The sequence below is a fragment of the Sphingomonas sp. SphC10 genome, from assembly GCF_057004845.1.
In genome coordinates, this window is sequence record NZ_CM168044.1 from 3707481 (window position 1) to 3729322 (window position 21842).

Consider the following 21842-nt stretch of genomic DNA (forward strand, 5'->3'; position numbering starts at 1 on the left):
TGGTCAGCTAACGCATTCTCCGATCATGCGGATGATGTCGTGCCCGGTATAGGGCTTGGGTACGAACTGGACCCCGGCGGGTAGGTCGGCCGCGACATGGCGCTGTTCGCCCGACGTGACGATGATCGACACATGGGGATGCGACTTGTGGGCCTTGGCCGCCAGTGCGGCGCCGTCGATCGAACCGGGCATCGCGACGTCGGTGAACATCGCGCAAATTTCCGGGTGACGATCCAGCGCGACCAGCGCCTCATCCGCGCTGTCCGCCTGGATCACCACATAACCCGCATCTTCGAACGCGAACTGCACGTGCATCAACAGAAGCGGCTGGTCGTCGACGATCAAAATGGTCGGGGCCTTCATATAACGTGCATTAATTCTGCGCCGCCGCATCTGTTCCGAAAAAGGTGTAATTTTGCGTTCATTCGATTGTCAGGCGCCACTGTCCGTCAGCTGGGCCAGCTGAGCGTCCGACAGGGACAGGCGCATGGCGGGCGTCAGCTCGGACAGCTGCTTCACGCTCGTCGCGCTGGCGATCGGCGCAGTGACGCCGGGCTGCGCCATCAGCCAGGCAAGCGCGACCTGCGCCGGGGTGGCCCCAGTCTCCTCCGCCACCGCGTCCAGCGCCGCCAGTACCGCAGCCCCCTTGCCATGCAGCAGCTCACCCATTTTCGCGCCGCGCACGCTTTGCGACAGGTCGGCGTCGCTGCGGTACTTGCCGGTCAGGAATCCGGCCGCCAGCCCGTAATAGGGGACGACGCCGATATTCTCGGTGACGCAGTAATCCTGCAACTCGCCCTCGAACTTATGGCGGCTGACCAGGTTATATTCGGGCTGCAGGACATGATAGCGCGGCAGCCCGGCGTCGCGGGCGGCCTCGTTCGCGGACTTCAGCCGCGCGGCGTGGAAGTTGGAGGCGCCGATCACCCGCACCTTGCCCGCCTCGACCAGCTTGGCAAAGGCCTCCATCACCGCGTCCTGCGGCTGATCCTCGTCGTCCTGATGCGCGAAGTACAGGTCGATCCGGTCGGTGCCGAGTCGCTTCAGCGATGCCTCCGCCGCTGCCGCGATCCGGGCGGGGGCCAGCTTCTCGCCGCCTTCGCCGGGCAACATCCCGACCTTGGTTGCGATCAGCACCTGGTCGCGCTTGCCGCTGGCCTTCAGCCATTCGCCGATCATCGCCTCGGACTCGCCGCCCTGGTGCCCGTCGACCCAAGCGGAATAGACGTCCGCCGTGTCGATCATCACGCCGCCCTGATCGACAAAGGCGTCGAGCACCGCAAAGCTCGCCGCCCGGTCGGCCGTCCAGCCAAAGACATTGCCGCCCAGCACCAGCGGCGCGATCATCAGGTCGGTCGAGCCCAGGCGGCGAAGCGGCGTGTCGGTCATGGCGTATCAGCTTTCGTTATCGATGGGATTTTCGTCCTCAACGTCCGAAGGCGCCATCGCGTTCAGATCGACCGCATTGGCATCGAGCATGGCGACGGCATCGTTCAACTGATCATTCTCCGCCGCGCTCAACCCCTTGGGCTGGTCGTTGGAGGAACAGGCGGCCAGCGTCAGCAGCGCGGCGGTCATCAGGATACGGATCATGTCGCCATCATGCCAAAAGCGGGGGGCGGTGGGAAAGGGGGAACCCGGCGGCGGGGTGGGTGCGTTGTCGCGGCCTGGATTTCGATCATGAGGTCAATGCGATGCCCGCTTCCCGATACGCCATGTTGCTCGCGCCGTTCAAAATGGGCCTGGTCGGCGGACAGCGTGCCATGACGCCGCTGGCCGCCGTGTCGATTGCGGCGGCACGCGGACAATTGCCGGTCGGCAAGGGCGTGCTCCGCTGGCTGGCCAACCCCGTCGTTGCGGCGGGCACGCTGGCGCTCGCGATCGGCGAGATGGCGGGCGACAAGCAGAAGACCGCGCCGGATCGCGTCGTGCCCATCGGCCTGGCGGCGCGCTTCACGACCTCGGCGATTGCGGGCGCGGCGCTGGCCAGCCCGAAACAGCGCTGGCTGGGCGCGGCGATCGGCGGCGTGACGGCGGTGATCGCCTCCTATCCCGGCTGGCGCGGCCGGATGGCGGCGCTGGGGCGCTATGGCCAAACCAAGACGGGCTTTGCCGAGGATGCGGCGGTTCTGGCCGGTGCGATCGGCGTGGTGCGAGGACGCGCATCGGCCTGATTCGATGCGGCCTCCGATCAGGAGGTGGGCCGGGGTGGCTGAATGCCGGTATATTGGACCGACATCATCTTCCACTCCCGGCCGATCCGCTGCTCGACATAGGTCACCCGGACGCTGCGCGTGACCGTGCCACCATTGGGATTGGGCAGCGTATAGTCGACCGAGCCGATGACGATCGCGCTATCGCCATGTCGGCGCACGTCCTGCGTCTGAAAGTTCATGGGCGGCACCTGCCTCGCCTTTTCGGGCGCGTAGAAGGTAAGGACCGCCGGCCGCCGGTCGATCTCCCCCAGCGGAGAGACCTCGATATAATCCGCCGCCAGCAACCCATCGAGCGCCTTCGCATCATAGCGGTTGCGCGCCTCGTTGAACGACTGGACAAGCTTCAGGATCGCCGGATCGCTCGGCCCTTGCGCCGACGCCGTGCCTGCGAGCAGCGCCAGACCGGCGACGATGTACCAAGACCGCATGTTTCTTTCCCCCAATGGGGGGAAGCTATCCGTGAAGCATCGCCACGTCTACCGCAGGAAATGCGGTCCACTTCTCCTGCGATCGCGCGCTTTCCAATACGGCCTCGACGAAGGCCATGGTGCGCAGGCCCGGCTCCAGGCCCGGATACCAGTTCGCCTCGCCCGGGGCTTCGCCATTGGCCGGACCGCCATCGCGCAACGATCCCGCCACCGCGCGATAGAGGTTCCCGAACGCCTCGATATAACCTTCCGGGTGGCCCGAGGGGGTGCGCAGGCGGGGCAGGGTGGTGGGGCTGAGGCCCGGGCCACCCGCGCGGACGATTTCGGCGGGGCGGTCGAGCCAGCGCAGGGTGAGGGTGTTGGGCTCCATCTGCGACCATTCCAGTCCGCCGGTTTCGCCATGGATGCGGATACGCAGGCCGTTCTCCTCGCCCGCCGCCACCTGCGTCGCGCGCAGCGTGCCGCGTGCGCCATCGGCGAAGCGCAGGAGTACGTTCACATCGTCGTCGAGCATCCGCCCCGCGACATGAGTCGTCACGTCGGCCGACAGCGCCTCGACCTTCAGGCCCGTAATATGCTCCGCCAGCTGGAAGGCGTGGGTGCCGATATCGCCCAGCGCCCCGCCAAGCCCTGCGCGCGCCGGATCGGTGCGCCATTCGGCCTGCTTATTGCCCTCGCGGTCGAGCGCGGTGCTGAGCCAGCCCTGCACATATTCGACATGGACCAGCCGGGTGGTCCCGAAATCGCCGCGCGCGACGCGTGCTCGCGCCTCCTCGACCATCGGATAGCCGCTATAGGTGAAGGCCAGGCCATAGAGCTGCCCCGAAGCGCGCGCGGCGTCGGCAATGGCACGCGCCTCTGCCAGATTCATCGCCATCGGCTTTTCGCTGAACACCGGAAAACCGGCCTTCAGAGCGGCGATCGCCATCGGTGCGTGGAGGTGGTTGGGGGTGACGATGGCAACCGCATCGATCCGCTCGCCATCGGGCCGCGTGCGTTCGTCGGCAAGGAGGGCGTCGATGGTGGCGTGGACCCGGTCGGGAGAGAGGCCGAGTTGCTCGCCGCTACGCCGATTGCGCTCGGGATCGCTGCTGAAATTGCCTGCGACCAATTCCCAGTCGCCGTCCAGCGCCGCCGCCATCCGGTGCACGCCGCCGATGAACGCGCCCTCGCCGCCGCCCGCCATGCCCAGCCGCAACTTCCGTCCCGCCATCATCCTCTCTCCTGTCATCCTAATCGCTTATAACGCGATATTCGGTGCTTGCATGGCATCGGTTTAGCGGTAAACTCCGGCAACAACCAGCGAGTCTGGGTAAGAAAATTTCGGGAGAGAGAGGATGAGGCAGCTGATCGGGCTGGCCGCCGCCGTACCGGCCATGGTCGCCGGTATGCTGGCCGTGCAGGCACCGTCTACCGCGCAGACCGCCCCTGCCGCGGGCGCGCAGGCCTTTGCCGCGTGCCGGGCCTGTCACACGCTCAACAAGGGCGGGCGAAACGGTGTCGGCCCCAATCTGAACGGTGTATTCGGGCGGCAGGCGGGCTCGGTCGCGGGCTTCAACTATTCGCCCGCGATGAAGGCGTCGGGCCTGAAATGGGACGACAAGACGCTGGACGCGTTCATAGCCGCGCCGATGAAGAAGGTGCCGGGCACCCGGATGCCGATCGGCGTCGCCGACCCCGCCAAGCGCACCGCGCTGATCGCCTATCTCAAGGCCGAGACCGCCAAGTGACCGCCGCCGGAGCCCCCTCGTCGGCGATGCGCGGCCCGGGCATTTTCCTGGCGCAGTTCATGGGTGACGCCGCGCCGTTCGACACGCTCGACTCGGCGGCGCGCTGGATGGCGGAGGCGGGTTATGAGGGTGTGCAGATTCCGACCTGGGACGCGCGCTGCATCGACCTGAAGCTGGCTGCCGAAAGCCAGGATTATTGCGACGACCTGGCCGGGCGCTGTGCCGAGGCGGGTGTCGCGATCACCGAATTGTCGACCCATTTGCAGGGGCAGCTGGTCGCGGTCCATCCGGCCTATGACGCCGCCTTTGATGGCTTCGCGCCGGAGGCCGTTCGGGGCAAGCCCGCCGAGCGGCAGCTATGGGCGGTCCAGCAATTGCGTTACGCCGCCAAGGCCAGTCGGCGGCTGGGCTTGAGCGCGCATGCGACCTTTTCCGGCGCGCTGCTCTGGCCCTTCGTCTATCCCTGGCCGCAGCGACCCGGCGGGCTGGTGGCGGAAGGCTTTACCGAGCTGGGCAAGCGCTGGCGCCCGATCCTGGATGCGTTCGAGGAAGAGGGCGTCGACCTCTGCTATGAGCTGCATCCCGGCGAGGATTTGCACGACGGCACGACCTTCGAGCGGTTCCTGGAGTCGGTCGGCGGTCATCAGCGCGCCAATATCCTCTACGACCCCAGCCATTTCGTGCTGCAGGCGATGGATTATCTCCAGTTCATCGACTTTTACCACGACCGAATCCGCATGTTCCACGTCAAGGATGCCGAGTTCAACCCGACCGGTCGGGCGGGCGTCTATGGCAGCTATAGCGACTGGGTGGACCGGCCGGGGCGTTTCCGTTCGCTGGGCGACGGACAGGTGGATTTCGGGGGCATTTTCTCGAAGCTGACCCAGTATGGCTATGCCGGTTGGGCAGTGCTGGAATGGGAATGCTGCCTGAAGCACCCGGAAGACGGCGCGCGGGAGGGGGCGCCCTTTATCGCCGCGCACATGATCCGCCGGCCGACACGCGCCTTCGACGATTTCGCGGGTGGCGGCGATCCGGCCGCCAATCGGCGCTGGCTGGGACTTTAACGATTACAAGGACTTGACCATCCGCCCCGGAAGGTAAAGTCTGACAAAAAACATAAGCGGGAGAGGGGCATGGAAGCGATACCGGACAATCGGTCGCGTCTGTTCTGGCTGAGCGTGCTGGCGCTGTTCACGGCCGCGGCGAGCGCGGCGTTGCGCGCGGCGGTGGCGAAAAGCCTGAGGGTGGAGTGGATCGACCCGATCGCGCCGGTCGAGGCGGGCGAGTTGATCGGATCGGCCCTGGGATCGGCATTTCTCGGCTTTGCCGCGACCCTGTTCGTGGCAAGCGCGCTGCTCGACCGGATCGGCGCGCGACAGATGCTGATCGGCTGCGGCCTGTGCTTCCTGGTCGGCACCACCGCAATTATCGGCGCGGGCCATGTCGCGACCGGCATGGGCGTTTATCACATCGTCTGGGGTGGGATGCTGCTCAGCGGCATCGGCTGGGGGCTGGCCGAGGCGTCGATCAACCCGCTGACCGCGCGGCTATACCCGGAAGAGACGACGCACCGGCTGAACGTGCTTCATGCCTGGTATCCCGGCGGGCTGATCGTCGGCGGGCTGGCGGGCGTGTTCCTGGCCGAAGCCCTGTCGTGGCAGGCGATCATGGCGCTGGTGCTGATCCCCGCGCTCGGCGTACTGGTGATGGCGGCGACCACGCATTTCCCACCGGTGCCGCGCGAAGTACGCGACGTCGGCTTTGGCGGCATGATCGCCGAGGTGTTCAAGCGCCCGAGCTTCTTCGTCTGGTTCGCTGCGATGTTCCTGACCGCCGCGTCCGAACTGGCGCCTGGCCAGTGGCTCGACGTGGCGCTGAGCAGCCGGGTCGGCATGCGTGGCATCCTGCTGCTTGTCTATGTCAGCGCGCTGATGTTCGTGTTCCGCCATTTCGCCGGGCGGATCGCGGGGCGGCTGTCCAATCCGGGGCTGCTTTGGGTGTCGAGCCTGATGGCGGGCATCGGCCTGTTCCTGCTGTCGCGGGCGCAGTCGCCGGTGGCGGCGATCCTGGCCTCGACCGTGTGGGGGCTGGGCGTCTGCGCGATGTGGCCGACCATGCTGGCTTCGGTCGCCGAGCGTTATCCGCGCGGCGGCGCCTGGGCATTGGGGCTGGTCGGATCGGCGGGCGCGCTGTCCAGCTTCTTCGTCTTGCCGCGACTGGGCGCGATGTTCGACGCCGCCAAGGTCGAACTGGCCGGTGGGCCGGAGGCGTTCAAGCGGCTGACCGGCGAAGCGCTGCGTCAGGTCGAGGATGCGGCGGCGTCGCAGTCCTTTGCGCGGCTCGCCATCGTGCCGGTGATCCTGTTGTTCGTCTTCGGCGGCATCTGGCTGGCCGAGCGCCGCCGTCCCCGTCGCCCCGTTGCGGAGAGTGTCGCATGAGCTGGTCGCGTCGCACCGTCATGGGTGGCCTAGCCGCCGCCGTGCCCGCCGCCGCGCTGGCGGGGCAGAAATCGGGCCGATCGTCCAACGCCGCGCGCTTTTCGCTGGGCTTCGCACCGCATCTGGGCAGCTTCGCCAGCCGCGGCGACAGCTCGGTCGAGCAGATCGCCTATGCCGCCGATCAGGGCTTCTGGGCGTGGGAGGATAATGAATATCGCCTCCGCCCCGTCGCCGAACAGGAGGCGATCGCCAAGGCGCTGCGACAGCGCAACATGACGATGGGCGTGTTCGTCGCATCCATGCCCAAATGGTCGGAATCGCGCCCCTTGCTGGGCGGCGATGACGATGCCGAGCGGCAGGCTTTCCTGGCCGATGTGACCAGCGCGGTCGATGTCGCCAAGCGGGTCGGTGCGACGCGGATGACCGTCGTCACCGGCTTCATGGACAAGCGTCTGCACCCGGCGATCCAGATGGGCCGGATCATCGACGTGATGCGTCGCGCGGGCGATATCGTCGCGCCACACGGCATGGCGCTGGTGATGGAACCGCTCAACACCCGGACCAACCATCCGGGCGTCTTCATGCAGTCGATCGCGGAGGGCTATGCGGTGGCGCGCGGGGCGAACAGTCCGGGCGTGAAGGTGCTGGCCGACCTGTATCACGAGCAGATCCAGTCGGGGAATCTGATCCCGACGATGAAGCTCTGCTGGGACGAGATCGGCTATATCCAGTTCGGCGACAATCCCGGCCGTAACGAGCCGGGCAGCGGCGAGATCAACTACGGCAATGTCTGCCGCTTCCTGAAAGCACAGGGCTACACGGGCGTGATCGGCATGGAGCATGGCAATTCGGTCAAGGGCCGCGCGGGCGAAGACAGGCTGATCGCGGCGTACCGCGCGATCGATCCGAGAATATGAGGAGGGGAGCGATGCGGCTGATACCGTTGATCGCATTGGCCGTGGCGAGCGGTGCCATGGCGCAAGAGCATAAAGCTGACAGGCCGGGCATGGGCTTTCGCGATACGCCGATGCTGCCCGGCGGCAAATGGCATGTCCATGATCCCGACCGGCCCGCACCGAAGGTCGTCACCCCCGCTGCGCAATTAGGTGGCGCGCCGTCCGATGCGGTGGTGCTGTTCGACGGACGCTCGATGGAGGCCTGGACGCCCAGCGGCAAGCCTTGGGTGCTGAAGGACGGCGCGATGACCGTGCCCGCGCGCGACGGCAAGGCCGAGAGCGTGCTGGTCAGCAAGCAGAGCTTCGGCGACGTCCAGCTTCACCTCGAATTCCGCTCGCCCAACCCGCCGCAGAAAACGTCGCAGGACCGGGGCAATAGCGGCATCTGGTTCATGCAGCGCTACGAGGTCCAGATCCTCGACGGGTATGACAACCCGACCTATGCCGATGGCCAGGTCGGCGCGGTCTATGCCTGGAAGCCGCCGTTGGTGAATGCCGCGCGCAAGCCCGGCGAATGGCAGAGCTACGACATCGTCTTCGAGCGGCCGCGCTTCGCGGCGGACGGCAAGCTGCTCCGCCCCGCCTATGTCACGGCGTTTCTGAACGGCGTGGTCGTCCAGAATCACCAGGCGATGCTGGGCACCACCATCTGGCGGCAGGTCGAGAAATATCAGGCGCATGGCGATGCCGCGCCGATCCAGCTTCAGGATCACGACGCGCCCGTCTCGTTCCGCAATATCTGGGTCCGCCCGCTGCCGCCCGAGGCGATCGCGCAGGACCTGCCGGAGGATGCCCGATGACCCCCCATATCGACCGCAGACACGCCCTGGCGGGGATCACCGCCATGTTCGGCTCCGCGCTGTTCGCGCCCATCGCGCGGGCGGCGGGCGCGGTGGAGCAGGCGCGCGGTACCATCCCCGTCATCTCGGATGGACCGCCCAGCGTCGCGGTCTTCACCCCCGTCCAGCGCGCGACGATGACCGCGCTGGCGGAGCGCGTCCTGCCCACTACCGACACGCCCGGCGCGATCGCGGCCGGGGTGCCTGCGTTCATCGAGAAGATGCTGGCCGACTGGTCGCTGCCCGCCGATCGGGTGCCGATCATCGCCGGACTGAACGCGATCGAGGGGCGCAGCCAGAGCGTCAACAAACTGGCCGCCGCCAAGGCGACCCCGGCGCAACAGGACACGTTGCTGACCGAGGCGATGGAGGGCGTGCTGCCGGAGGGGCGGGCGTTCTTCGAGCCGTTCCGGCAACTCGTCATCACCGGCTATTACACGTCGGAGATCGGCATCACGCAGGAACGCGAATATCTGCCGGTGCCCGGCGAATATGACGGCGCCTATCCCTATTCCAAGGTCAACAAGGTGTATTCGGCATGATCGATCGTCGTTCGCTGATGGGCGCGGGGCTGGGGCTGGGCGCGGCCGCGCTGCTGCCGGGCATGGCGCAGGCCGCGCAACTCGGGGCCATCGGGCTCCAGCTCTATACGATCCGCGAGCTGTTCGCGGCCGATCCGGTCAAGACCTTGGAGGCGGTGGCCAGGATCGGCTATCGCGAGGTCGAATATGGCGGGGGCGGCTATGACGCGATGGATCATGTCATGCTCCGCCGCACGCAGGACCGGCTGGGCCTGAAAGCGCCGTCGATCCACGTCCCTTATGAGTCGCTGCTCGGCAAGTTTGATGCGTGCGTGACCATGGCGAAGACGCTGGGCGCCGATACCGTCATCCTGCCGTACATGACCGACGAGCATCGGACCGAGGCGGGCTGGAATGCGGCTTTGCCCAACATCAACCGCTTTGCCGCGCAGTTGAAGAAGGCGGGGCTCGGCTTTGCCTATCACAATCACGATTTCGAATTCACCAACAAGCCCGGCGGCATCAGCCTGTACGACCGGCTGTTGAAGGGCACCGATCCGACGCTCGTGAAGCTGGAGATCGACCTCTATTGGGCGATCCATGCGGGCGAGGATGCCGCGGCGCTGATCCGGCGGCTGGCCGGGCGAATCTATGCCTATCACGTCAAGGATGCGCGTGCCGATGGCAGCATGACGGCGGTGGGTGCGGGGCAAATCGACTTTGCCGCGCTCTTCAAGCTCAACCGGCTGGCGGGCGTGAAGCATTTCTATGTCGAGAATGATCAGGCGCCCGCGCCTTATCTGCCCGACATCACGACCAGCTTCCGGACGCTGCAAGCGCTTCGATTCTAAAACGATAAGACAGATATAGGGAGGACAGCCATGGCGGCGACGAACCGTTTCGACGCGATCGTGATCGGGTCGGGGATCAGCGGCGGGTTCGCCGCCAAGGAACTGACCGAAAAGGGCCTGCGCGTCCTGATGCTCGACCGGGGCGTCATGGTCGAGCATGGCGAGGGTTATCCGTATGACGGCAAGCCCGCCTTTGAGGTCCCGGCGCGCAACATCATGCCCAAGCCGTTGCTGGACAGCGATTATTTCATCGCCAAGCAGGGCTATGTCGCGCCCAGCAACCAGAAATTCTACAATGACGACCGGCTGAACCCCTATGCCTATGACGAGGGGAGCAAATTCTACTGGATCCGGCCGGGCGCGGTCGGCGGCAAGTCGCTGATCTGGGGCCGCTGGTCCTTCCGCTGGAGCGCCGACGATTTCGAGGCCAACAAGCGCGAGGGCGTCGCCGCCGACTGGCCGATCCGGTACGACGATGTCGCGCCCTGGTATTCCTATGTCGAGAAGTACATCGGCGTGTCGGGTTCGCGCGAGAACCTGCCCTATCTCCCCGACAGCGAGTTCCAGCCGCCGATGCCGATGAACGTTGCGGAAAAGTGGCTGAAGGAACGGCTGGAAAGCCAGTTTCCGGGGCGCAAGCTGATCCACACCCGCCTGTCCAACATGACCGAGGACAAGCCCGACAAGAACCGCACCAAATGCCAGTTCCGCAACCAGTGCGGCAATGGCTGTTCGTTCGGCGCCTATTTCTCGACCCAGGCCGTGACCCTGCCCGCCGCGCGCGCGACCGGGCGGCTGACGCTGCAATCCGATGCGGTGGTGACGGGGATCGATTATGATCCGGCAAAGAAGAAGGTCACCGGCGTTCGCTATGTCGATGCCAAGACCGGACAGGCGCAGACGGTTCAGGCCAATCTGGTCTTCGTCTGCGCCTCGGCGATGGGGTCGGTGCAGATCCTGATGAATTCGCGGGCGCCGGGTTCGGAGCGGAGCCATTTCGACAGCAGCGGGACGCTGGGCCGCTATGTCATGGACCATATCTTCCGCGTCGGCGTGTCGGGCGAGATTCCCGGCATGGACGACCTGATCGAATATGGCCGTCGTCCGGGCGGCGTGTACGTGCCGCGCTTCCGCAACCTGAAGGGTGACGAGGGGCTCGGCTTCCGGCGCGGCTATGGCTATCAGGGTTCGGCCTATCGCAACGCGGCCAAGCCGGTCGGCTTCGGGGCGGAGATGAAGCATGGCATGCGCCGCTATGGCCCGTGGCAGTTCAGCATGGGCGCGTTCGGCGAATGCCTGCCCTATGAGGATAATCGCGTGTCGCTGCATTCGAGCAAGGTCGATCGCTTCGGCGTGCCGCTGATGAAGTTCGACGTGACCTTCCGCGACAATGAGCTGAAGATGATGGCCGACGCCCGGCGCGAGGGCGAGGCGATGCTGCGCGCGGCGGGCATGAAGAACGTGACCAGCGGGGAGTCCGAGCATGTCCCGGGCGATGCGATCCACGAGATGGGCGGCGCGCGCATGGGTGCGGACCCGCGCCAGTCGGTGCTCAACAAATGGAGCCAGGCACATGACGCGTCGAACCTCTATGTGACGGACGGGGCGCAGATGGCGTCGGTGTCGTGCGTGAACCCCTCGCTGACCTTCATGGCGCTGACTGCACGCGCGGCGGATCATGCGGTCAAGGGGCTGAAGGCGGGGGCGGTTTGAGGTCGGAGGCTGTCGGATTTATCGGACGAAAGCCCCTCCCCTTCAGGGGAGGGGTTGGGGTGGGGCCTCGCCACAGGCCACACGCTTGCGGAGCCGCCCCACCCCCGGCCCCTCCCCTGAAGGGGAGGGGTGAGTTTCTGTGACATCTTCTTCCAACCATATCCTTCCGGCCAAACGCCCCGAAGGCGTCACCATCCGCGCGGTCGGCGAGCGGGCGGGGGTGTCGGCGATGACCGTGTCCAACGTCATCAACGGCGCTGGCCGGGTCAGCCCGACGACGCGCGCGGCGGTGCTCGCGGCGATCGAGGCGCTGGGCTATGTCCCCAATGTCGCGGCGCGGCGACTGGCCAAGGCGCGAGCGACGACGCTGGGGCTTTTGTACAGCGACAAGGGTACGCCCTTTATCGACTCGGTGCTGCTGGGCGCGCTGCGGGCGAGCAATGCGCGCGGCCTGCAATTCATCGCGCAAGGTGAGGAAGGACTGACCCGCGAAGCGGCGGAGGCGGCGCTGCGCACGCTGGTGCAGAGTGGTGCGGCGGCGGTGCTGCTCCTGCCCCCCTTTGCGGAATTACTGAGCGGGTCGGGACTGTTCGAGGAACTGGGCGTCGCGGCGGCGGCGATCGCGACGGGGCAGACCATGCCTGACATGGCGACCGTCCGGATCGACAATCGCGCGGCGATGGCGGCGATGACCGCGCATGTCGTGCAGGCCGGGCATCGCCGCATCGGCTTTTTGGCGGGGCCGCAGCATTTCTCCGTCGCCGACGAGCGGCTGGCGGGGTTTCGCGACGGGCTGGCGGCGAGCGGACTGGATTACGACCGGTCGCTGGTCGTGCGCGCCGGGTTCGATCCGGCGGCGGGCGCGGCGGCGGGTCGGGGGCTGCTCGACCGGCCCGACCGACCGAGCGCGATCCTGTGCAGCAGCGACGACATGGCGGCTGGGCTGATCGGCGAGGCGTCGCGCCGGGGCCTGCGCCTGCCGGACGAACTGGCCGTCACCGGGTTCGACGATACCGCGATCGCGGCGCGGCTCTGGCCGCCGCTGACCGTGATCCGCCAGCCGGTCGGCGACATGGCCTTCCGCGCGGTCGAGCAGGTACTGGCGGCGCTACGCTCGCGGGTGGTGGAGGACCAGGTGGTGGATTTCGAACTGGTGGCGCGGGAGTCGGTGGGGCTTGCGGCCCGATAACCCCACCGCCGTTCGCACTGAGCGAAGTCGAAGTGCACGCCCGGAGGCTGCCCGTATCCCTTGGCCTTCGACTTCGCTCAGGCTGAACGGCGGTGGGGGAATGGGCGTTTCACAAACCCCCGTTCCCCGGCGAAGGCCGGGGCCCAGGCGCCATCAAGTGCATGGAGCGCACCGCGAGGCGGGGGAGGCCAATCCACCCCGCCCCCGATCATCCACCGGAACTGGGCCCCGGCCTTCGCCGGGGAACTAAGTAGAAGGAAGGGCGACCGGGTTACCCTGTCCGCCCATAATCCGCGACCAGTGCCACTTCCTCGGGATCGCCAAGCACCACGCCGACGCGCTGGTGCAGGCCGACCGCCTCGACATCCATGATCGGGATGGCGCCGTCGATCGACGCGCCGCCCGCCTGTTCGATCAGGAAGCTCATCGGGTTCGCCTCATAGAGCAGGCGCAGCTTGGCCTTGCCGTCCTTGCGGTGGTCGCCCGGATAGAGGAACACCCCGCCGCGCTTCAGGATACGGTGCACGTCCGCCACCATCGAGGCGGTCCAGCGCATATTGTAATCCTCACCCAGCGGCCCTTCGGTGCCCAGGATACGCTCCTCGATATAGCGGGCGATGCCGGGCGACCATTGGCGGCGGCGCGCCATGTTGATCGCGAATTCCTTGGTGCCGGTGGGGATACGCATCGGCCCGTCGGTCAGCCGCCACGATCCGATCTCGCGGTCCAGTGTGAACTCATAGACGCCGGTGCCGACCGTCAGGACCAGCAACGTCTGCGGCCCGTAAATGGCATAGCCCGCCGCCACCTGCGCGCGGCCGGGCTGGAGGAAGTCCGCCTCGGTCACTTCGCGGCCCGCGCAATCCTCGGGCGCGCGCAGGACCGAGAAGATAGTGCCGACCGACAGGTCGACATCGACATTGCTCGACCCGTCGATGGGATCGAACAGCAGCAGATATTCGCCGCGCGGGAAGCGATTGGGGATTCGGTGGATCGTCTCCATCTCCTCCGACGCCATCGCGGCCAGATGCCCGCCCCATTCATTCGCATCGAGCAGCAGGTCGTTGGCGATCACGTCCAGCTTCTTCTGGACCTCGCCCTGCACGTTTTCGCTGCCCAGGCTGCCGAGCACATCGCCCAGCGCGCCCTTGGAAATCGCCTGATTCACCGCCTTGCACGCGCGGGCGACGGTTTCGATCAGCAGGCGCAACTCGGCGGGGCAGGTCTCTTCGGAGCGGCGCTGCTCCTCGATCAGGAAACGGGTCAGCGTCGTCTGGCGCGGTGTCGTCATCGTCGCGAATGCTCCCAGAAGGGCCGGGGGATGGGCCGGGAAATGATCGGCCCCGCAGGCTCCCTCCCGCCGGGCCAAGCCATGGTGGCGGGCGGACCATGGACCGGCCTCCGCCCGCGCGCAACCTGACGTTAAGCAAAGCTGGCGCTTTATGGGACCGTAGCAAATCTGTTATATCCCACTCCACAAATGGGATATGATGGAAGTCGGAGGATCGCATATGACGACCGGACGGCTGATGACGGATACCCCCGTGCAGGGTCATGCCCCGACGGGCATTGACGGCATCGTATCGGGCTTGCGCACCGCCCGGCATGGCTGGCGGGTGCGGCAGGATGCGGGCCGCGATGTCGAGCGTTTTCCGTCGCGCAGCGGGGTCGAGGATGTCGTCGCGCTGGTCGCCGCCGCGCTTTATCCGCGCCGCCTGGGTCATTTCCGGGGGGCGGCGCAGGAGGAGGATCGCTTCGTCGCGGCCAAGCTGCTCGCCGCGCTGACCGCGCTGGAACGCGAAATTGGGGCCGAGCTGGCCTATTGGCAGAAGGATGTCGACGCGGCCTTCCCGCCCGAACAGGCGGCGCTGGTGTCGCAGCTGTTCGGCGCGACCCTGCCGCAGGTGCGCGAATTGATCGACAGCGATGTCGAGGCCGCGTTCCTGGCCGATCCCGCCGCGCGCAGCGTCGACGAGATCCTGCTCTGCTATCCCGGCGCCATCGCCAGCCTGCATCACCGTATCGCGCATGAGCTGAACGAGCTGGGCGCGCCGATCGTGGCACGGATGATCTCCGAACTCGCCAATGAGCGGACCGGCATCGACATTCATCCGGGCGCGACCATCGGGCGGCATTTCTTCATCGACCATGGCACCGGCGTCGTCGTCGGCGAGACCGCGATCATTGGCGAGCGGGTGCGGGTCTATCAGCATGTGACGCTGGGCGCGCGTTCGGCGCTGGGGACCGCGCCGCGTTCGCCGCGCGACCGCTTCTCGCGCCATCCCATCGTCGAGGACGATGTCATCATCTACGCAGGCGCGACGATATTGGGGCGGGTGACGATCGGGGCGCGCTCGGTGATCGGGGGCAATGTCTGGCTGTTGACCGATGTCGAGCCGGACAGCGTGCTCGTCCAGCCCGAGGCGCTGGCCCTGCCGCGCGCGGACGCACGGGCGCTGCGGCAGGAATTGGAGGGGACGGCATGAAGCAGGGGCGCAAACCGGTCATCGGCCTGATGTGCGGCAACGAGGTTGCGAACCGCCCGATCCAGGCCGTCGCGACGCGATTTATCGAACCGCTGGTCCAGCTGTGCGGCGCGAGCGTCCTGATCGTCCCCGCCGTGCCCGAAGCGGTCGACACCGCATTGATGGCGGACATGCTCGACGGGCTGCTGCTGACCGGCGGGCGCTCGCATGTCGCGCCTGCCCAATATGGCGACTGCGCCGAACTGGCGCCGCAAGCCTGCGACCCGCAGCGGGACTCGGTCGCGCTGGCGCTGGCCGGGCGCATGATCGAGCGCGGCAAGACGGTGTTCGGCATCTGCCGGGGAATGCAGGAAATCAACGTGCTGTTCGGCGGCTCGCTGACCTGCCTGGGCGGCCTGCCGCGTCATCATCGCGGATCGTGGGAAGGCGATTACGACACGCTGTTCGGCCATCATCATCCGGTCGACCTGATGCCCGGCGGCGCGCTGGCCGGGCGCAGCGGGCATCGCCGGGTCGAGGTCAACTCGGTGCATCAGCAGGGCGTCGACCGGCTGGGCTATGGTCTGGTGGTCGAGGCGCGCGATGCCGAGGACGGATTGATCGAGGCGTTCCGCGCACCCGGCTGCGGCGCGGACGTGCTGGCGGTGCAGTGGCATCCCGAATGGGACATCGCGACCTGCGGCGTGGCGCGCGGCTTCTTTACCATGCTGGGCGAGTCGGTGCGCGGCCACGCCTGACCGCCATTTTTCCCGGCCCTCCATCGATTGTCGCACGGACGGTTCGCGCCGTCCGATAGCGCTTGCCTTCGGCGCTTCGCTCGCCGTACATTTGCGCTCATAAAAGAAGACTTTCATGGAGAAGGAGTCGTGATGGCGACAGTCGGCACGGGACGGCATAAGCGAGGACATGGCTGATGGCGCTGCCTGTCGATCTACCCCCCATGGCCATAACAGGGCAGGGCGGTGACGCCGCGGGCCATGGCGATACGGTCGCGCGCGGCTATCTCCCCGCGCTCATCATCACGGTCAGCCTGTTCTTCCTGTGGGGGATGGCGAACAACCTGAACGACATTCTGATCGCGCAATTCCGCAAGGCCTTCACGCTCAGCGATTTCGGGACCAGCTTTGTCCAGCAGGTCTTCTATCTCGGCTATTTCCTGCTCGCGGTGCCCGCCTCGATGGTGATGCGCCGTTATGGCTATAAGGCGGCGATCGTGCTGGGGCTGACGCTCTACGGCACCGGCGCGCTGCTCTTCTATCCGGCGGCGGCGGCGAGCCTGTACCAGCTGTTCCTGCTCGGCCTGTTCGTGATCGCGGCGGGCCTCGCCTTCCTGGAAACATCCGCCAATCCGCTGATGGGCGATCTGGGCGATCCGGCGGGGGCGACCCGGCGGCTCAACTGGGCGCAGGCGGCCAATCCGCTGGGCGCGATCACCGGCATCCTGATCGGGCGCTTCTTCATCCTGTCGGGCATCGAACATGACGAGCGGGCGCTGGCCACGATGGACGCCGCCGCGCGCACCGCCTTCTACAAGGCCGAGGTGCAGGCCATCGCGCCGCCCTATGTCGCGATCGCGATCGTCGTCCTGCTGTTCGCCGTGGCGGCCGCCTTGGTCCGCTTCCCCAGCGGTACGCCGGTGCATGCGGAGGAAGGGCGCAGCGGCCGCTTCGTCGACGTGTTCCGTCAGCGGCGCCTGATGGGCGCGGTCGTCGCGCAGTTCTTCTATGTCGGTGCGCAGGTCGGCGTGTGGAGCTATACCATCCGTTATGCGCAGGCCAATGTCGGCCTGAACGAGCGGGGTGGCGCGGATGCGCTGTTCGTCTCGCTGGTGCTGTTCGCCGCCGGGCGTTTCCTGGGCAGTGCGCTCATGGGTCGCGCCGCTCCGGTGAAGCTGCTGGCGCTGTTCGCGGGGCTGTCGGTGCTGCTGACGGCGGTGGCGGCCGTGCTGGGCGGCTGGCCGGGGCTGATCGCGCTGGTCGCGGCGAGCTTCTTCATGTCGATCCAGTTCCCGACGATCTTCGCGCTCGGGATCGAGGGGCTGGGGCCGCTGCGCCGGGCGGGGGCGTCGCTGATCGTGATGGCGATCATCGGCGGCGCGGGGCTGACCGCGCTGATGGGCTTGGTGTCCGACCATGCCGGCATTACCAGCGCCATGCTGGTCCCGACCGTCAGCTTTGTGGTCGTGACACTCTTCGCCCTGATGCTGGGCCGCCGGAAGGAGATGAAGGAATGAACCGTCTGCAAGGTAAGCGGGCGATCGTGACGGGCGCCGGACAGGGCATCGGCCGCGCCGCCGCCGAGCTGTTCGCCGCCGAGGGGGCGCAGGTGATCGCGGTCGATCGCAACGCCGACGCGCTGGCCAGCCTTCTGGGCTGCACGACCGAGATACTGGACCTGACCGACCCGGCGGCGATCGCGGCGTTCGGCGAGCGGACGGGGGCGGTCGATGTGCTGTTCAACTGCGCGGGCTATGTCGATGCGGGCGATCTTCTGGCCACGCAGGACGGGGGATATCGCCTGTCCTTCGACCTGAACGTCCATGCGATCACCCATATGCTCCAGGCGTTCGTGCCCGCGATGATCGCGCAAGGCGGCGGCTCGATCGTCAACATGGCCTCGGTCGCGGGGGCGCTGATCGGCGTGCCCAATCGCTATGCCTATTGCGCCTCCAAGGGGGCGGTGGCGGGGATCACCCGGTCGGTCGCGCTCGACTATGTCGGCAAGGGCATTCGCTGCAACGCGATCTGCCCCGGCACCGTCCAGTCGCCCAGCCTCGACGAGCGTCTGGCTGCGACCGGCGATGCGGAGGCGGCCCGTGCCGCCTTTGTCGCGCGCCAGCCCATGGGGCGGCTGGGCCGCGCCGAGGAGGTCGCCGCGCTCGCGCTCTATCTCGCCTCGGACGAGAGCGCCTATACCACCGGCCAGATGCACGCCATCGATGGCGGTTGGACGATGGCGTGACGCACGCGCGCCCGCCTTTCGTCGACGCGCATTTCCATCTGTGGGATCACGCGGTGCTGCGCTATCCATGGCTGGATGCGCCCGAGACGGCGCCGATCGCCGCAAGCTATCGCATCGCCGATTACCGGGTGGAGCTGGCGTCATGGAATCCGGCGGGCGCGGTGCATGTCGATGCGGGCGCGCGCCCCGATCAGGGTGCGGACGAAACGGTCTGGCTGAACAAGGTCGCGGATGAGGACGGCCTGCCCAGCGCGATCGTCGCGCGGGTCGAACTCGACCATCCGGCGGTCGAGGCGCAACTGGCATGGCAGGCGGCGCAGCCACGGGTGAAGGGCATTCGCCACCTCATCAACTGGCATCCGACCGACCCCGCGCGCCGCGCCTATGAGCGTGATCTGACCCGTGATCCACGTTGGCGGGCGGGCTATGCGCTGCTCGGTCGTTATGGGCTGAGCTATGATTTTCACGGCTTTCCCGCGCAACTGTCCGGACTGGCCGAAGTGGCGGCGCAGCATCCCGAGGTGCCGGTCATCCTCAACCACCTTGCCTTGCCCATCCCGGCGGACGGGCTGGAGGAATGGCGCGCCGGGTTGATCGCCTTTGCCGCCATGCCCCATGCCGCGATCAAGCTGTCCGGGGCGGGTTTTGTCGGGCCGCGCTTCGATCCCGCCGGTTTCGCCGATATCGTTGCCGAGGTGATCGATCGCTTCGGCACGCAGCGCGTGATGGTCGCGACCAACTTCCCGACCGACCGGCTCGCCGCCGATCTCGACCGTACGCTCGGCGCTTACGAGGCGTTGCTGACCGGCTTTTCCGATGACGAGCGGCGCGACCTGTGGGGGCGCAATGCCGACCGGATCTATCGACTGGGCCTGAACCTATGACCGACATTCCCCGTCGAAAGATGGGCCGGACCGACTGCCTATTGCCCGAGCTGGGCTTCGGCGCGGCGGCGATGGGCAACCTCTATGCCGCGATCGACGATGAAAGCGCGGCCGCGACGCTGGACGCCGCGTTGTCGGCCGGTTTCCGCTATTTCGACACCGCGCCGCATTATGGCCGGGGGTTGAGCGAGCGGCGGCTGGGCGACGGCTTGCGCGGGCGGGGCGACGTGATCGTTTCGACCAAGGTCGGGCGGTTGATGGACCCGGATGCCAGCACCACCGACGACCGCGAGCGTGACGGCTTTCACACCGCCATGCCGTTTCGTGCCCGCTACGACTATAGCTATGACGGCATCCTGCGCAGCCATGAGCACAGCCTGCAACGGCTGGGCCTGGCGCGGGTCGATATGCTGTTCGTCCATGACATCGGCCGGGTCACACATGGCGAGGCGGATGCGCGGTATCGCGAGCAGCTGATTACGGGCGGGGGCTTCCGTGCGCTGGAGAGCTTGCGCGATCAGGGCGCGATCTCCGGCTTCGGGCTGGGCGTGAACGAGGTCGAGGTCTGCCTCGACCTGATGCAGGCGGCGCGGTTCGACGTGATCCTGCTCGCCGGGCGTTACACGCTGCTGGAACAGGGCGCGCTCGATGCGCTGTTTCCGACGTGCGAGGCGGCGGGTACGTCGATCGTGGTCGGCGGCCCGTATAATAGCGGCATCCTGGCGACCGGCAGTGCGGCGGCCGGGCGTTACAATTATGCGCCTGCGCCCGAAACCGTCCTCGCCAAGGTCCGCGCGCTGGAGGCGGTGGCCGCGTGCCACCAGGTCTCGCTGCCCGCCGCCGCGCTTGCCTTCGTGCTGGCCCATCCACTGGTCGCCAGCGTCATTCCCGGTATCGCCGATCCGCAACAGGTATCCGACACGATGCGCCTCTACGCCGAACCCATCCCGTCCGCCTTCTGGACGGACCTGCGTGGCCAAGGGCTGGTCCGCCCCGACGCGCCCCTGCCGGGAGAGTGCGCATGAGCGTCGCCGCCATCCGGCTGACCCCGACCGACAATGTCGCCGTCTGCTGCCGCACGGTCGAGCCGGGCGAGCAGATCCTCGTCGACGGCCATGCGCTGACCGTGACCGAACGCGTCGCGCTGGGCCACAAGCTGGCGGTCGTGCCGCTGGCAACCGGCGACAAGGTCATCAAATATGGCATGCCGATCGGATCGATGACGCATGACGCGCCTGCCGGAGGCTGGGTCCATATGCACAATATGCAAAGCGACTATATTCCCGCGCATCTGCGCGACGCGCATGGAGATCATGCATGACCTTGGGCATGAACACGGGCCTGACCGAACGGAGCTGGCAGGCCTGGGCGCGCCCCGACGGGCGCAAGGGCATTCGCGACGCCATCGTCGTCGTCTACCTCGTCGAATGCGCGCATCATGTCGCGCGGCGGATCGTCGACAGGATGGACGATCCCCGCGTGCAGCTGATCGGCTTTCCCGGCTGCTATCCCAATGATTATGCGCTGGCGATGATGAAGGCGCTGACCACGCATCCCAATGTCGGCGGCGTCGTCCTGTTGTCGCTGGGCTGCGAAAGCTTCAATCGCGAGGCGCTGGCCGCCAACGCGCGCGAGCAGGGCCGTCCGGTCGAGACGATCGTGATCCAGCAGTCTGGCGGCACACGCGGGGCGATGGAGGCGGGGATCGCCGCCGTCGAGCGCGTTCGCGCGGCGGCGGATGCGCAAGGAGTGCGCGTGCCGATGACCATGTCGGAGCTGGTGATCGGCACCATCTGCGGCGGGTCGGACGGGACCAGCGGCATCACCGGCAACCCGGCGGTCGGCCGCGCCTTCGACACGCTTTATGACGCGGGTGCGATCTGCATCTTCGAGGAAACCGGCGAGATGATCGGCTGCGAGGGCCATATGGCCGAGCGCGCCGCGACGCCCGAGGTCGCGCAGGACCTGATCGCCTCGGTCGCGCAGGCCGAGCGTTATTACCGCGCCATGGGCTATGGCAGCTTCGCGCCGGGCAATGCCGAGGGCGGCCTGTCGAGCCAGGAGGAAAAGTCGGCGGGCGCCTATGCCAAGTCGGGCAGCCGTCCGATCACCGGCGTCATCCTGCCCGCCGAACAGGCGCCGGGGCCGGGGTTGTATCTGCTCGACGTGGTGCCCGCGGGCGACCCGAAGTTCGGCTTCCCCAACATCGTCGACAATGCCGAGATCGGCGAACTGATCGCGTGCGGGGCGCATATTAACCTGTTCGTGACCGGGCGCGGCTCGGTAGTCGGATCGGCCATCTCGCCGGTGATCAAGGTCGCGGCCAATCCGGAAATGTATGTCCGGATGGAGGGCGATATGGACGTGAATGCCGGGCGCATCCTGTACGGCGACGCGACGCTGGACGAGGTGGGGGCGGAGATCGTCGACCTGATCGTCGCGGTGTCGGGCGGCGCCCAGACCAAGTCCGAAGCGCTGGGGCATCAGGAGTTCGTGCTGACCTACAAGGCGGCGGGGGCGAAGGGGCCGGGCTGTCTGCCCAACGCGGCGTAAGGAGGACTGAATCTCCCCTCCCCTTCAGGGGAGGGGCCGGGGGCGTCGCCGCAAATGCGACGCTGGTGGACAGG

24 protein-coding genes are annotated in these 21842 nt (G+C 67.2%); 18 read left to right on the top strand and 6 right to left on the bottom strand.

Annotated elements, in window-relative coordinates:
* Positions 1–3 precede the first annotated feature (3 nt).
* The 3 genes from ACWKSV_RS17270 to ACWKSV_RS17280 all read right to left on the bottom strand — a co-directional run bounded on the left by ACWKSV_RS17270 (position 4) and on the right by ACWKSV_RS17280 (position 1593).
* Complete coding sequence (locus tag ACWKSV_RS17270) at positions 4–363, bottom strand: response regulator (protein ID WP_076715184.1); 360 nt, start codon at positions 361–363, stop codon at positions 4–6.
* A gap of 69 nt (positions 364–432) precedes the next feature.
* The gene (locus tag ACWKSV_RS17275) at positions 433–1389 is read right to left on the bottom strand and encodes an aldo/keto reductase (protein WP_076715186.1); all 957 of its coding nucleotides are present in this window, start codon (positions 1387–1389) and stop codon (positions 433–435) included.
* 6 nt (positions 1390–1395) lie between these two features.
* Positions 1396–1593, bottom strand: coding sequence for a hypothetical protein (locus ACWKSV_RS17280; RefSeq protein WP_076715188.1), 198 nt, complete (start codon positions 1591–1593; stop codon positions 1396–1398).
* A 122-nt stretch (positions 1594–1715) separates the two neighbouring features.
* On the opposite strand from ACWKSV_RS17280, the gene ACWKSV_RS17285 reads away from it, so the two are divergent.
* Entirely contained in the window at positions 1716–2174 is a 459-nt protein-coding gene (locus ACWKSV_RS17285) for a DUF4126 family protein (protein WP_380772546.1), read from the top strand.
* A gap of 17 nt (positions 2175–2191) precedes the next feature.
* Here the strand turns inward: ACWKSV_RS17285 and ACWKSV_RS17290 are convergent, their stop codons facing one another.
* The gene (locus tag ACWKSV_RS17290) at positions 2192–2644 is read right to left on the bottom strand and encodes a nuclear transport factor 2 family protein (RefSeq protein ID WP_076715189.1); all 453 of its coding nucleotides are present in this window, start codon (positions 2642–2644) and stop codon (positions 2192–2194) included.
* 25 nt (positions 2645–2669) lie between these two features.
* On the bottom strand, positions 2670–3857 hold the full coding sequence (locus ACWKSV_RS17295) for a Gfo/Idh/MocA family protein (protein WP_076717947.1): 1188 nt from the start codon (positions 3855–3857) through the stop codon (positions 2670–2672).
* A gap of 124 nt (positions 3858–3981) precedes the next feature.
* Between ACWKSV_RS17295 and ACWKSV_RS17300 the strand changes: the two genes are divergently transcribed.
* The 9 genes from ACWKSV_RS17300 (at position 3982) to ACWKSV_RS17340 (ending at position 12884) form a co-directional block, all read left to right on the top strand.
* Entirely contained in the window at positions 3982–4374 is a 393-nt protein-coding gene (locus ACWKSV_RS17300) for a c-type cytochrome (RefSeq protein ID WP_076715191.1), read from the top strand.
* Between the two features lie 26 nt (positions 4375–4400).
* The gene (locus tag ACWKSV_RS17305) at positions 4401–5441 is read left to right on the top strand and encodes a sugar phosphate isomerase/epimerase family protein (RefSeq protein ID WP_156884352.1); all 1041 of its coding nucleotides are present in this window, start codon (positions 4401–4403) and stop codon (positions 5439–5441) included.
* A gap of 69 nt (positions 5442–5510) precedes the next feature.
* Positions 5511–6815, top strand: a complete 1305-nt coding sequence (locus tag ACWKSV_RS17310) for an MFS transporter (RefSeq protein WP_076715194.1) — start codon at positions 5511–5513, stop codon at positions 6813–6815.
* The gene (locus ACWKSV_RS17315) at positions 6812–7732 is read left to right on the top strand and encodes a hydroxypyruvate isomerase family protein (protein ID WP_076715195.1); all 921 of its coding nucleotides are present in this window, start codon (positions 6812–6814) and stop codon (positions 7730–7732) included. The genes ACWKSV_RS17310 and ACWKSV_RS17315 overlap by 4 nt, the downstream gene beginning before the upstream one ends.
* An 11-nt stretch (positions 7733–7743) precedes the next feature.
* Complete coding sequence (locus tag ACWKSV_RS17320) at positions 7744–8571, top strand: 3-keto-disaccharide hydrolase (RefSeq protein ID WP_076715197.1); 828 nt, start codon at positions 7744–7746, stop codon at positions 8569–8571.
* Positions 8568–9152 carry a gluconate 2-dehydrogenase subunit 3 family protein gene (locus ACWKSV_RS17325; protein ID WP_076715198.1) on the top strand — a complete coding sequence of 195 codons (585 nt, stop codon included), beginning with the start codon at positions 8568–8570 and terminating at the stop codon, positions 9150–9152. The genes ACWKSV_RS17320 and ACWKSV_RS17325 overlap by 4 nt, the downstream gene beginning before the upstream one ends.
* Positions 9149–9982 (top strand): sugar phosphate isomerase/epimerase family protein, encoded by an 834-nt coding sequence (locus tag ACWKSV_RS17330; protein ID WP_076715200.1) that lies wholly within the window; start codon positions 9149–9151, stop codon positions 9980–9982. The genes ACWKSV_RS17325 and ACWKSV_RS17330 overlap by 4 nt, the downstream gene beginning before the upstream one ends.
* Positions 9983–10012: 30 nt before the next feature.
* The gene (locus ACWKSV_RS17335; protein ID WP_191864890.1) at positions 10013–11695 is read left to right on the top strand and encodes a GMC family oxidoreductase; all 1683 of its coding nucleotides are present in this window, start codon (positions 10013–10015) and stop codon (positions 11693–11695) included.
* 139 nt (positions 11696–11834) lie between these two features.
* Complete coding sequence (locus ACWKSV_RS17340; RefSeq protein ID WP_083706559.1) at positions 11835–12884, top strand: LacI family DNA-binding transcriptional regulator; 1050 nt, start codon at positions 11835–11837, stop codon at positions 12882–12884.
* A gap of 271 nt (positions 12885–13155) precedes the next feature.
* Here the strand turns inward: ACWKSV_RS17340 and ACWKSV_RS17345 are convergent, their stop codons facing one another.
* On the bottom strand, positions 13156–14175 hold the full coding sequence (locus ACWKSV_RS17345; RefSeq protein WP_056430038.1) for a class 1 fructose-bisphosphatase: 1020 nt from the start codon (positions 14173–14175) through the stop codon (positions 13156–13158).
* A gap of 238 nt (positions 14176–14413) precedes the next feature.
* On the opposite strand from ACWKSV_RS17345, the gene epsC reads away from it, so the two are divergent.
* From epsC to ACWKSV_RS17385, 8 genes are all read left to right on the top strand, one after another.
* Positions 14414–15370 (top strand): serine O-acetyltransferase EpsC, encoded by a 957-nt coding sequence (gene epsC / locus ACWKSV_RS17350; RefSeq protein ID WP_156884354.1) that lies wholly within the window; start codon positions 14414–14416, stop codon positions 15368–15370.
* Entirely contained in the window at positions 15367–16107 is a 741-nt protein-coding gene (locus ACWKSV_RS17355; RefSeq protein ID WP_172839626.1) for a gamma-glutamyl-gamma-aminobutyrate hydrolase family protein, read from the top strand. Before epsC ends, ACWKSV_RS17355 begins: the two co-directional genes overlap by 4 nt.
* A 182-nt stretch (positions 16108–16289) precedes the next feature.
* The gene (fucP, locus tag ACWKSV_RS17360; RefSeq protein ID WP_443026383.1) at positions 16290–17603 is read left to right on the top strand and encodes an L-fucose:H+ symporter permease; all 1314 of its coding nucleotides are present in this window, start codon (positions 16290–16292) and stop codon (positions 17601–17603) included.
* Positions 17600–18331, top strand: coding sequence for an SDR family oxidoreductase (locus ACWKSV_RS17365; protein WP_056430035.1), 732 nt, complete (start codon positions 17600–17602; stop codon positions 18329–18331). Before fucP ends, ACWKSV_RS17365 begins: the two co-directional genes overlap by 4 nt.
* A complete protein-coding gene (locus ACWKSV_RS17370; protein ID WP_076717953.1) occupies positions 18328–19215 on the top strand; it encodes an amidohydrolase family protein in 888 nt (295 codons plus the stop codon). The genes ACWKSV_RS17365 and ACWKSV_RS17370 overlap by 4 nt, the downstream gene beginning before the upstream one ends.
* On the top strand, positions 19212–20240 hold the full coding sequence (locus ACWKSV_RS17375; protein WP_076715206.1) for an aldo/keto reductase: 1029 nt from the start codon (positions 19212–19214) through the stop codon (positions 20238–20240). Before ACWKSV_RS17370 ends, ACWKSV_RS17375 begins: the two co-directional genes overlap by 4 nt.
* On the top strand, positions 20237–20536 hold the full coding sequence (locus tag ACWKSV_RS17380; RefSeq protein WP_056430029.1) for a UxaA family hydrolase: 300 nt from the start codon (positions 20237–20239) through the stop codon (positions 20534–20536). Before ACWKSV_RS17375 ends, ACWKSV_RS17380 begins: the two co-directional genes overlap by 4 nt.
* Entirely contained in the window at positions 20533–21768 is a 1236-nt protein-coding gene (locus ACWKSV_RS17385; protein WP_237243536.1) for a UxaA family hydrolase, read from the top strand. The genes ACWKSV_RS17380 and ACWKSV_RS17385 overlap by 4 nt, the downstream gene beginning before the upstream one ends.
* The last annotated feature ends 74 nt before the right edge of the window (positions 21769–21842 follow it).

Excerpts from the sequence above, each read along its gene's own strand:
- ACWKSV_RS17270 (WP_076715184.1), bottom strand. The coding sequence starts at position 363 with ATGAAGGCCCCGACCATTTTGATCGTCGACGACCAGCCGCTTCTGTTG.
- ACWKSV_RS17275 (WP_076715186.1), bottom strand. The coding sequence starts at position 1,389 with ATGACCGACACGCCGCTTCGCCGCCTGGGCTCGACCGACCTGATGATC.
- ACWKSV_RS17280 (WP_076715188.1), bottom strand. The coding sequence starts at position 1,593 with ATGATCCGTATCCTGATGACCGCCGCGCTGCTGACGCTGGCCGCCTGT.
- ACWKSV_RS17285 (WP_380772546.1), top strand. The coding sequence starts at position 1,716 with ATGTTGCTCGCGCCGTTCAAAATGGGCCTGGTCGGCGGACAGCGTGCC.
- ACWKSV_RS17290 (WP_076715189.1), bottom strand. The coding sequence starts at position 2,644 with ATGCGGTCTTGGTACATCGTCGCCGGTCTGGCGCTGCTCGCAGGCACG.
- ACWKSV_RS17295 (WP_076717947.1), bottom strand. The coding sequence starts at position 3,857 with ATGGCGGGACGGAAGTTGCGGCTGGGCATGGCGGGCGGCGGCGAGGGC.
- ACWKSV_RS17300 (WP_076715191.1), top strand. The coding sequence starts at position 3,982 with ATGAGGCAGCTGATCGGGCTGGCCGCCGCCGTACCGGCCATGGTCGCC.
- ACWKSV_RS17305 (WP_156884352.1), top strand. The coding sequence starts at position 4,401 with ATGCGCGGCCCGGGCATTTTCCTGGCGCAGTTCATGGGTGACGCCGCG.
- ACWKSV_RS17310 (WP_076715194.1), top strand. The coding sequence starts at position 5,511 with ATGGAAGCGATACCGGACAATCGGTCGCGTCTGTTCTGGCTGAGCGTG.
- ACWKSV_RS17315 (WP_076715195.1), top strand. The coding sequence starts at position 6,812 with ATGAGCTGGTCGCGTCGCACCGTCATGGGTGGCCTAGCCGCCGCCGTG.
- ACWKSV_RS17320 (WP_076715197.1), top strand. The coding sequence starts at position 7,744 with ATGCGGCTGATACCGTTGATCGCATTGGCCGTGGCGAGCGGTGCCATG.
- ACWKSV_RS17325 (WP_076715198.1), top strand. The coding sequence starts at position 8,568 with ATGACCCCCCATATCGACCGCAGACACGCCCTGGCGGGGATCACCGCC.
- ACWKSV_RS17330 (WP_076715200.1), top strand. The coding sequence starts at position 9,149 with ATGATCGATCGTCGTTCGCTGATGGGCGCGGGGCTGGGGCTGGGCGCG.
- ACWKSV_RS17335 (WP_191864890.1), top strand. The coding sequence starts at position 10,013 with ATGGCGGCGACGAACCGTTTCGACGCGATCGTGATCGGGTCGGGGATC.
- ACWKSV_RS17345 (WP_056430038.1), bottom strand. The coding sequence starts at position 14,175 with ATGACGACACCGCGCCAGACGACGCTGACCCGTTTCCTGATCGAGGAG.
- epsC (WP_156884354.1), top strand. The coding sequence starts at position 14,414 with ATGACGGATACCCCCGTGCAGGGTCATGCCCCGACGGGCATTGACGGC.
- ACWKSV_RS17355 (WP_172839626.1), top strand. The coding sequence starts at position 15,367 with ATGAAGCAGGGGCGCAAACCGGTCATCGGCCTGATGTGCGGCAACGAG.
- ACWKSV_RS17365 (WP_056430035.1), top strand. The coding sequence starts at position 17,600 with ATGAACCGTCTGCAAGGTAAGCGGGCGATCGTGACGGGCGCCGGACAG.
- ACWKSV_RS17375 (WP_076715206.1), top strand. The coding sequence starts at position 19,212 with ATGACCGACATTCCCCGTCGAAAGATGGGCCGGACCGACTGCCTATTG.
- ACWKSV_RS17380 (WP_056430029.1), top strand. The coding sequence starts at position 20,237 with ATGAGCGTCGCCGCCATCCGGCTGACCCCGACCGACAATGTCGCCGTC.
- ACWKSV_RS17385 (WP_237243536.1), top strand. The coding sequence starts at position 20,533 with ATGACCTTGGGCATGAACACGGGCCTGACCGAACGGAGCTGGCAGGCC.